Below are 8,394 nucleotides of genomic sequence, written 5' to 3'. Positions count from 1 at the left end.
GCGTATGCCCGCGGACCCGCTTACCGTTCTGCACCGCCCAGTTGTAGACCTGATCGCCGGCGCTGAAGTTGAACTGGTTCTGGTTGGGCTCGGTGGCGTCGATCTTCATCTCGTTCTCGGCCGTCACCATGTCGAACTCGCGGTTCGCGATCGTGCTGTACTGCGAGTCGCCCAGTTTCCCCGCCGCGATCGCCGTCCCGAAGTACCGGCCACTCTGTGCCGCCGCCGCACCCAACGCACTCGCGGCCGCGCCCGCCGGAGCCGATACCGCAAGCCCCGACATCACACCGAGCACACCGAGCGCCCCGGCCACCAGCACCCGGCCGAAGCGCCGGGTCCGCGGCGGGGGTATGGCATGTACGCCCATACCTGAGCCTCCATCACTCGCAGAAGGGAACGCGGAACGCACCGCGCTGCCGACGCCGCACGCCATCGCGGACACTCGAGAGACCTGGGCGTCGTGGACGGCACCGCCACGCCGCGCCTTCGGCACGGCGAGACCGCGACCGTCTCGGGAGCAGTGTGGGAATCGAATAATAAAATGTCAATCATGAATAGAAATGCAGATGGAGTTCGGGTGTGCCGCTGGTGGCGAGCAGGCCTACGGCCATCGACGACACCGCCCCGCCCTGATCACCGACATGCGTGGCGCGCTGAAAATTTCAGCCGCGCCGCCGGCCGGCCGTCGATCTCCGATGTGCCGCGGTCACGGCTCCCCGCATGCCACCGCCACCGGCGATACCGTGGATCTCTGTTTAGACAAGATCCCATATTTGCCTTGTGTTCGAGATACACATGCGTTCTACTGACGAGACTGAAGCTCGTGCACCGCGGGAGATCCGACCGAACGGCGGGTTCGACCAGGGTGCGGGCATTTCCAGGACGCCCGCCGAGCGTGGGAGGTTTACCGCCGTGCCCCTGGTCGATCATCGCGAACCGATCCACCGCCACCGGCCAGGACGCGGCGCATCGAACGCCGCCCTGTTTCCGGGCGCTCGTTTCGGAACGGTCCAGGGAACGGTCCAATGGCCGGCACCCCTCCTCCGCCGGTCCTGACGCGATGCACCTCACCGCGCATATCGACCCGGAGGCGCTGCCGGCCGGGCAGGACGGCGAGATCACGGTACTGGTGAAGATCGCCGCACCGGTGCGGCGGGCCGGCGTCCGGCGCCCATCGGTGACCGTCCAGGTCGTGCTGGACACCAGCGGGTCCATGTCACGTCACCTGGCCGGCGTGCGGGCCGCCCTGCGGGCGCTCATCGGGCGGCTCGACGCCTCCGACGACTTCGGCCTGGTCACCTTCGGGGAGACCGCGCGCGTGGTGATCCCCGCCGGGCCGCTCGGCGACAAGGAGGCGGCGCTGCGCGCGGTCGCCGGGCTACGGACGGGCGGGGCGACCGACCTGTCGCGCGGGCTGCTGCGCGGCGTGCACGAGGCGTACCGGGCGGCGGCCGGCGGCAGCGCGACCCTGCTGCTCATCTCGGACGGGCACGCCGACCGCGGTGCCACCTCGCCCGCCCGGTTCGGCGAGATCGCGATGGCCGCGCGGCGGCAGGGCGTGGTGACCACCACCCTGGGCTGCGGCCTGGACTACGACGAGGCACTGCTGGCGGCCATCGCCGACGGCGGAGCGGGCAGCGCCCTGCACGCCGGGGACGCCGGGGCGGCGGAGCGGCTGATCGCGCACGAGATCGACTGCGTGCTGGCCACGGTGGCGCAGTCGGCCACGCTGACCGTCACCTCCTCCAGCGCGTCGGCCCGCCCGGAACTGTGCGGCGGCCCGCCCGGCCGCCACCTGCCGGACGGCTCGATCAGCGTGGCGCTGGGGGACCTGCACGAGGACGAGAGCCGCACCGTGGTGCTACGGCTGGGCCTGTCCGGCCTGCCGGCCCCCGGCCCGGTCACCGCGGCCTGGCTGGCGCTCACCTACCTGGACGTCGGCACGCTGGCCACCGCTACGCTCACCCGGCCCGTCGAGGTCGACATCGCGCCGCCGGAGGAGGCCACCGGCCGGCCCCCCGGCCTGGCCGTCCGGGCGGAGCGGCTGTTCCAGGACGTCCAGGACGCCAAGCGCGCGGCGGCCGAGGCGATCCGCCGCGACGACGTGGCGGGGGCCGAGGAACTGCTCGGCGCCGCCCGGCGCGCCCTGCAGGACGCGCTCGCCTGGGCACCCGACCCCGCCGAGCTGGCCGCCGAGGCCGCCGAGCTCGACCGGTACGCCCGGGACGCCCGCCGGCACCGCGGGCGGGTGCTCAAAGAGGTGCTGGCCAGCTGGCACCTGCGCACCCGCAAGCGCGGCCGCGCCCTCCCCCACGACCCGCCCACCTGATCATCCCGGTGACCGGCATCGCCGGATTTCCCCATTCAACGACGTTCCCGGGCCCGATCTGGACGACGTGCCGGCGACCAAGCCGGCCGGCGGCCCGCCGGGTGGATGGGAGACCGTTCGTGTACCCGGTACACGGCTGTTCGTCATGTGCGGCTTCTTGGAGCGGGCGTCCACTAGTGTTTGCCTCGACTCGGGCGTGGCCGGCGGGAGACCGCGCGGCCATGGGAACACGGGAGGCCGCGATGGGCGGGGACGAGGGGACGGTCACCTCGGCCGATATCGCGCGGATGGCCGGGGTCGGCCGGGCGGCGGTGAGCAACTGGCGGCGGCGCTACGAGGACTTCCCGCTGCCGGTGGGCGGCACGGCGACCAGCCCGACCTTCTCGCTGGCCGCGGTGGAGAGCTGGCTGCTCGGCCAGGGCAAGGTGGCGGCGCTGCCGGTCGAGGAGCGGGTGTGGCAGCAGATCAGGACGGCCGCCGACGACATCATGCTCGGCGAGGTGGTGGCCGAGGCGGCCGAGCTGCTGCGCGGGCGGGCCCGGCCGGCGTTGGTGCCGCGACCGGCCGTGCGGCTGCTGCGCGGGTACGCCGCCGAGCGGAGCGCCGACACGGCCGTGCGGTTCCTGCTGGACCGGTACGCCGACGTCAACTCCCGCCGGCTGGCCCGGACCCCGCCGGAGGTCGCCGCGTTCATGGCGGAGCTGGCCGGCCCGGACGTGCGCAGCGTCCTGGACCCGGCCTGCGGCATCGGCACGCTACCCGCCGCCATGGCCGGGGTGGACCGCGCCTACGGGCAGGAGGTGGACGGCGCGCTGGCCCGGCTGGCCCGGGCCCGGCTGGCCCTGGCCGGCCTGGACGCCGAGGTGCGGGCCGGTGACTCGCTGCGGCAGGACGCCTGGCCGGGGCTGGCGGTGGACGCGGTAGTCTGCCACCCGCCGTTCAACGACCGCAACTGGGGTTACGAGGAGCTGGCGGGCGAGCCCCGCTGGGAGTACGGGCTGCCGCCGAAGTCGGAGCCGGAGCTGGCCTGGGTGCAGCACGCGCTCACCCACCTGCGGCCGGGCGGCGTCGCGGTGCTGCTGATGCCGGCCATCGCGGCGAGCCGCCGGTCCGGGCGGCGCATCCGCGGCAACCTGCTGCGCCGCGGCGCCGTCCAGGCGGTGATCGGGCTGCCGCCGAAGGCGGCGTCCGGCACCGGGCTGCCGGTGCACCTGTGGGTGCTGCGCCGGCCCACCGGCGAGGGCCGTCCGGCGTCGTGCGTGCTGATGGCCGAGGCGGAGCCGGCCGGGTTCGCCGCGGCCGGCGAGCGGTGGCGGGCGTTCCGGGCCGATCCCGACCGGCCGCTCGACCACCCGGGCGAGGCTCGGACCGTGCCGATCATCGACCTGATCGACGAGGACGTCGACCTCACCCCGGCCCGCTACGTGGGCGCGCCGGGCGGGGTGCCGGGGTCCACCTATCCCGCCGCCCGCGCGCAGTTCGCCGGTCACCTCGACCGGCTGCCCGCGCTGCTCCCGGACGTGCGGGCCGGCGCGTCCCACGAACTGCCGGTGGTGCCGCTGTCGGAGCTGGAACGCACCGGCGCGCTGCTGGTGCTGCACTCGGGCCGGTATGAGATCGACGGCACCGGCGAGCCGGTGCTCACCGGGCCCGAGGTGCTGGCGGGCGCGCCGCCGGCCGCGCGGACCGGCCCGGCCGGCCGGATCGAGATCCAGCCGGGCGACGTGGTGGTGGCCGGCCGCGACCGGGAGATGGCGGCCGTCGTGGCACGGGAGGCCGGGACGTTGCTGGGCCCGCGGCTGACCCTGCTGCGCGCCGACCCCGAGCGGCTGGACCCGTACTTCCTGGCCGGCTTCGTCCGGGGCCTGCCGGCCGCGGCGGGCGGCACCCAGTCGGGGGTGACCCGGTTCGACGCGCGCCGCGCGCAGGTGCCGCGGCTGCCGCTGGACGAGCAACGCCGGTACGGCCGGGCCTTCGCCGCGCTGTTCGCCTTCGAGGCCGCGCTGCGCGAGGCGCACGCGGCCGGCCGGGCCACGGCCGCGTCGCTCGCCCTCGGCCTCGCCGACGGCTCGCTGACCCCGCCGCAGGCCTGACCGGTCCGCAGGCCTGACCTCGCCGCCGGCCTGACCGCGGCCCGGGTACGGCGGCCCCGGCCGGCGGTGCGGCCGAACTGCGGTACGGCCGAACTGCGGTACGGCCGAACTGCGGTACGAGGCGGCCGGACTGCGGTACGAGGCGGCCGGACTGCGGTACGAGGCGGCCGGACTGCGGTGCGGTGCGGGCCCGCCAAGCGACTCGGTCCGGGTGGCGGCGCCGGGCCGGATCAGCAGAGCATGAGCAGCGAGCTGGCCCGGTTGTCGGCGCCGTTGCCGGTGAGGTCGGCGTCCACCGAGTGCGGCCTGGCGTGGTAGATGAGGCGGGTCTTGCGCGGGCCATCGAACAGGAAGACGTGGCAGCCGGTGGTGTTCCGCATCGAGCTGGCGCCGTTGTCCACCGGGCGGCGGGTTCCGGCCCACGACTCGTCGCGCAGGTCCACGCCCCGGTCCCGGCCGGCGCCGATGCACCAGTGCCCGCCTTTGAAATTATCGTGCTCGTAAAGACAGAAATATCCCTTGGAAACTCCGCGTTCACCGGAATTTCCGGCATCGGGGTCCGGGCCGGCGTTCGCCGGCCCCATTCCGGACATCATCCAACAGGTCATGGCGGCGGCCAGCGCCGCGCCGGTGACGATTCTCCGCAAAACAGCCCCCGAGCAGGTCCGGCCCCGATCACCCGCGTGCCACGGTGGCGGCGGGCCGGGATTTCCGAACCGATGATCCCCGGCCGCCGGGCCGGCTAATCCGCCGGCCGCCGCCTTCTTCCGCACGGCCCGCCGGCGGCCGTGGTCGCCGCTGCGGACCGGCGAAGATCCGGGCCCACCTGCAGATATGGGGCCAGGATGACCGGGCGGGCGGCTCTGACCGGCGGCCGGACGGGCGGTCGCCTCCTGGCGGGCCGGCCCGGCCGAATGGCGGGCCGGCCGGTGCACCACGGGCAATATGTCCGCAATTTGGTTTCGGTCGATTTTCGGGTGACCCTTCAATCAGATTGATCATCTCCGTATTCTCGCTCGATCGCGGCGCCCTTCCTCCTACGCCGACAAAAAGCCCACCGTCAATCCTCTGTGACAATTAGCACAATTCATCAGATTTACCGGGTTTGGAGGTGATCATTGCTGATGAATCGCCCCATCGAGGGCGTGGCCGCACCGATCGGAGTTCATCGGAAATGCAGCTCAGGCGAAACCTGTCCCTGGTCGCCGCGTGGTTCCTCCTCGCGGCCGGCCTGGTCGCCTCCCCCGCGGCGGCCGCCGTCCCACCGGACGACGGCCCGGACCGCGTCGTGTCGGACTCCTTCCCCGGCGCCCGGCTCGGCGAGCGCGCCGGCCCGGCACCGGCGGCGGCGAGCCGGTCCGCCAGGACCGAGGTCTCCCCGCAGCGGGTGGCCTGTGACGGCGACGGCACCAGCGGCAAGCGCGTCGAGGCGCTGTACGTGCGCGAGGCGTCCATGCCGGACCGCTACACCCAGTTCCTGCCCATGTTCCGGTCCTGGCTGGCCGACGCCGACGACCAGTTCAACGACGCCGCGGCCACCGCCGGGCGCAGCCGGCACATCCGCTACGTCACCACGGCGGTCAGCGGCGGCTGCGCGGCCGTCGTGCGCAACGTGGTCGTCCCGGCCGGGGCGCTGGCCACCTTCGACACCAGCAAGGCGGCGCTGGCCTCCCTCGGCTACAACAGCAGCGACCGGCACTACCTCATGCTCACCGAGGCCACCTCGGTATGCGGCATCTCCGACATCAAGTACGACGACTCCACCGGGTCGGGCAACCTCAACAACGGGCTCGCCTACTCCCGGGTGGACGCCGCGCCCAACTGCTTCGGCGCCAACGCCGTCTCCCACGAGCTCGGGCACAGCTTCGGCGCGGTGCAGTACAGCGCCCCGCACAGCGACAGCAGCTGGCACTGCCTCGATCAGTGGGACCTGATGTGCTACGGCGGCACCCCGACATGGAGCTGCCTGCAGTGGAACGACCGCCGGCTGCCCGACTGCAACCGTGACGACTACTTCCACGCCGCCCCGCCCGCGGGCAGCTACCTGGCGACCCACTGGAACACCGCCGACAGCGCCTACCTCATCGCCGGCGGCACCGCCGACAGCGACCCGCACCCCAAGGTGGGCAATACCTACACCATCACCAACGCCTCCACCGGCGGCGCGCTCGAACCGGTGAACAACGGCGCGCTCGCCGAGCTGAGCCAGCGCGCCCCGAGCGGCGCCGCGAGCCAGAAATGGCTGATGGGCTACGAGACCGGGCTGCAGTTCATCAACGTCGGCAGCCGGCTGTGCGCCGACAGCGCCTACAGCGGCACCACGCCCGGCACGCCGATGCTGCAGTACAACTGCAACGGCCAGGACGGCATGCGCTTCTCCTACCTGCCGGTCGGCACGAACACCTTCGCCATCTTCGACTGGCTGTCCGGGCTGGCGCTGACCGCCTCCGGGACCTGGCCGGCCGCGGTCACCCAGCAGACCTACACCGGCGCCGCCGACCAGCAGTGGACCTTCACCCAGGTCAGCGGCATCACGCCGGTGAACAACAGCGTCTACTACCTGCAGGGGTACGGCAGCCACGACAACGCCGAACCCGCCGGCGCCTCGACCGCCTCCGGGGCGCTGGTCGTGCACAACGGGCCGTCCACGGCCACCAGCCAGCAGTGGCGGCTGCAGTCCAGCGGGTCGTACTGGAAGCTGGTGAACATCAACAGCGCCAAGTGCCTGGACCTGGTGTCGGCGAGCACGTCCGCCGGCATCCAGATCCGGCAGGCGAACTGCGCCACCGCCACCAGCCAGGAATGGACGCTGCGCCGTCTCGCCGACGGCACGTTCTACCTGGTCAACCGGTACAGCGGCAAGGTGCTGCACGCCCCGCCCGGCGGCGGCGCCACCCTGGACCAGCAGACCATCACCGGGAACACCGACCCGGCACAGGTCCTCGCCAACAACGAGATCTGGTTCCTCAACCCGATCTGACGGCCGCCCCGGCGGGCCGCCCGATCATCTCGGGCGGCCCGCGGGGCGCGCTTTCCCCGGGACGGTCAGAACCAGCCGCGGTGCCGGGCCATGGCGGCCAGCCCGTCGCGCAGCGCCTGCTCGGCGGCGCCCGGGTGGCCGCCGTAGGGGACGCGGAAGCGGTTGTAGACGTCCCGGCCCGCGGTGAGGAAGCCACCCCGCTTGTCGGCCTCCAGGATCACGTCCATCGAGTGCGGGCCGGCGACGAATGTCAACTCCAGCTCGTTGAAGTGGCGCCGCCACTCCGGGCCGGCGTGGTACTCGATCTCCTGGAAGAACGGCAGCGTGGCCCCCTGCAGCCGGCCGGCCTCCAGGTCGGCCCGCTTGAAGCGGAACCCCATCCGGTCCAGCGCGGCCAGCAGGTGATCCTGCTCGGGCAGCGGCGCGACGAACAGCGGGTCCAGGTCGCTCTTGTCCAGCGCGCCGGCCAGCGACAGCTCGGTGGCGACGCCGAGCCGCATGCCGGGCAGCGGGTGACCGGCGACGGCGCTGACCGGTGTCTCCCACGGCACCGCGACGGCGAACGGCAGCGACCGCGCCTCCCCCGCCGGCAGCTCGAACGGCCCGGACACCCGGGACCGCTGGAAGCCGAACGTGCGGTGGTGCTCGCTGTCGCCCGACTCGACCTCGACCACGGCGGTGAGGTCGATGGTGATCTCGTCCACCCGGTGCGCGGCCGAACCGCCGCGGAAGCGCACCTCGCCATGCAGGGTGCTGCCCGGGGTGACCTGCCGATCACGCAGCACCGTGTCGACCTCGACGCCGGCACCGAACGCGGCCATCAGCTTGCGGAACATCGATCACTCCTCCAGGGGGAACCGTCACCGCTGCCAACGCCGGTCCCGCCGTCCGGAGTTCCCGGCCCGGGCGGCCTTCCCGGGGCCACCCGGCGGGCGGCGACGCGCCCGGGACCGGGCGGGCCGGTTCCGGGCGCGGTCTGGTCGTGCGGGGTC

The 8,394-nt window shown here is 73.4% G+C and carries 7 protein-coding genes; 4 read left to right on the top strand and 3 right to left on the bottom strand.

What is annotated here, in order from left to right:
• The coding region (locus tag Sru01_RS30845; RefSeq protein ID WP_203993114.1) for an endo-1,4-beta-xylanase at nucleotides 1-367 on the bottom strand (367 nt) is incomplete at its 3' end.
• 193 nt (nucleotides 368-560) lie between these two features.
• Here Sru01_RS30845 and Sru01_RS30840 point away from each other — a divergent pair.
• The 3 genes from Sru01_RS30840 to Sru01_RS30830 all read left to right on the top strand — a co-directional run bounded on the left by Sru01_RS30840 (nucleotide 561) and on the right by Sru01_RS30830 (nucleotide 4,422).
• A complete protein-coding gene (locus Sru01_RS30840) occupies nucleotides 561-809 on the top strand; it encodes a hypothetical protein (protein ID WP_203993112.1) in 249 nt (82 codons plus the stop codon).
• Between the two features lie 251 nt (nucleotides 810-1,060).
• The gene (locus Sru01_RS30835) at nucleotides 1,061-2,329 is read left to right on the top strand and encodes a VWA domain-containing protein (RefSeq protein ID WP_203993110.1); all 1,269 of its coding nucleotides are present in this window, start codon (nucleotides 1,061-1,063) and stop codon (nucleotides 2,327-2,329) included.
• 221 nt (nucleotides 2,330-2,550) lie between these two features.
• Complete coding sequence (locus Sru01_RS30830) at nucleotides 2,551-4,422, top strand: HsdM family class I SAM-dependent methyltransferase (RefSeq protein ID WP_203993109.1); 1,872 nt, start codon at nucleotides 2,551-2,553, stop codon at nucleotides 4,420-4,422.
• A 230-nt stretch (nucleotides 4,423-4,652) separates the two neighbouring features.
• On the opposite strand, the gene Sru01_RS30825 is transcribed toward Sru01_RS30830, so the two are convergent.
• Nucleotides 4,653-5,006 (bottom strand): peptidase inhibitor family I36 protein, encoded by a 354-nt coding sequence (locus tag Sru01_RS30825; protein WP_203993108.1) that lies wholly within the window; start codon nucleotides 5,004-5,006, stop codon nucleotides 4,653-4,655.
• A gap of 590 nt (nucleotides 5,007-5,596) precedes the next feature.
• Here Sru01_RS30825 and Sru01_RS36395 point away from each other — a divergent pair.
• Entirely contained in the window at nucleotides 5,597-7,402 is a 1,806-nt protein-coding gene (locus Sru01_RS36395; protein ID WP_203993107.1) for an RICIN domain-containing protein, read from the top strand.
• A 65-nt stretch (nucleotides 7,403-7,467) separates the two neighbouring features.
• Here Sru01_RS36395 and Sru01_RS30815 read toward each other — a convergent pair whose 3' ends face one another.
• Nucleotides 7,468-8,238 (bottom strand): sporulation protein, encoded by a 771-nt coding sequence (locus Sru01_RS30815; protein WP_203993106.1) that lies wholly within the window; start codon nucleotides 8,236-8,238, stop codon nucleotides 7,468-7,470.
• Nucleotides 8,239-8,394: the final 156 nt, after the last annotated feature.

The sequence above is a fragment of the Sphaerisporangium rufum genome (genome assembly GCF_016863395.1).
Classification (GTDB): domain Bacteria; phylum Actinomycetota; class Actinomycetes; order Streptosporangiales; family Streptosporangiaceae; genus Sphaerisporangium; species Sphaerisporangium rufum.
This window is presented reverse-complemented; position numbering and strand designations above follow the sequence as displayed.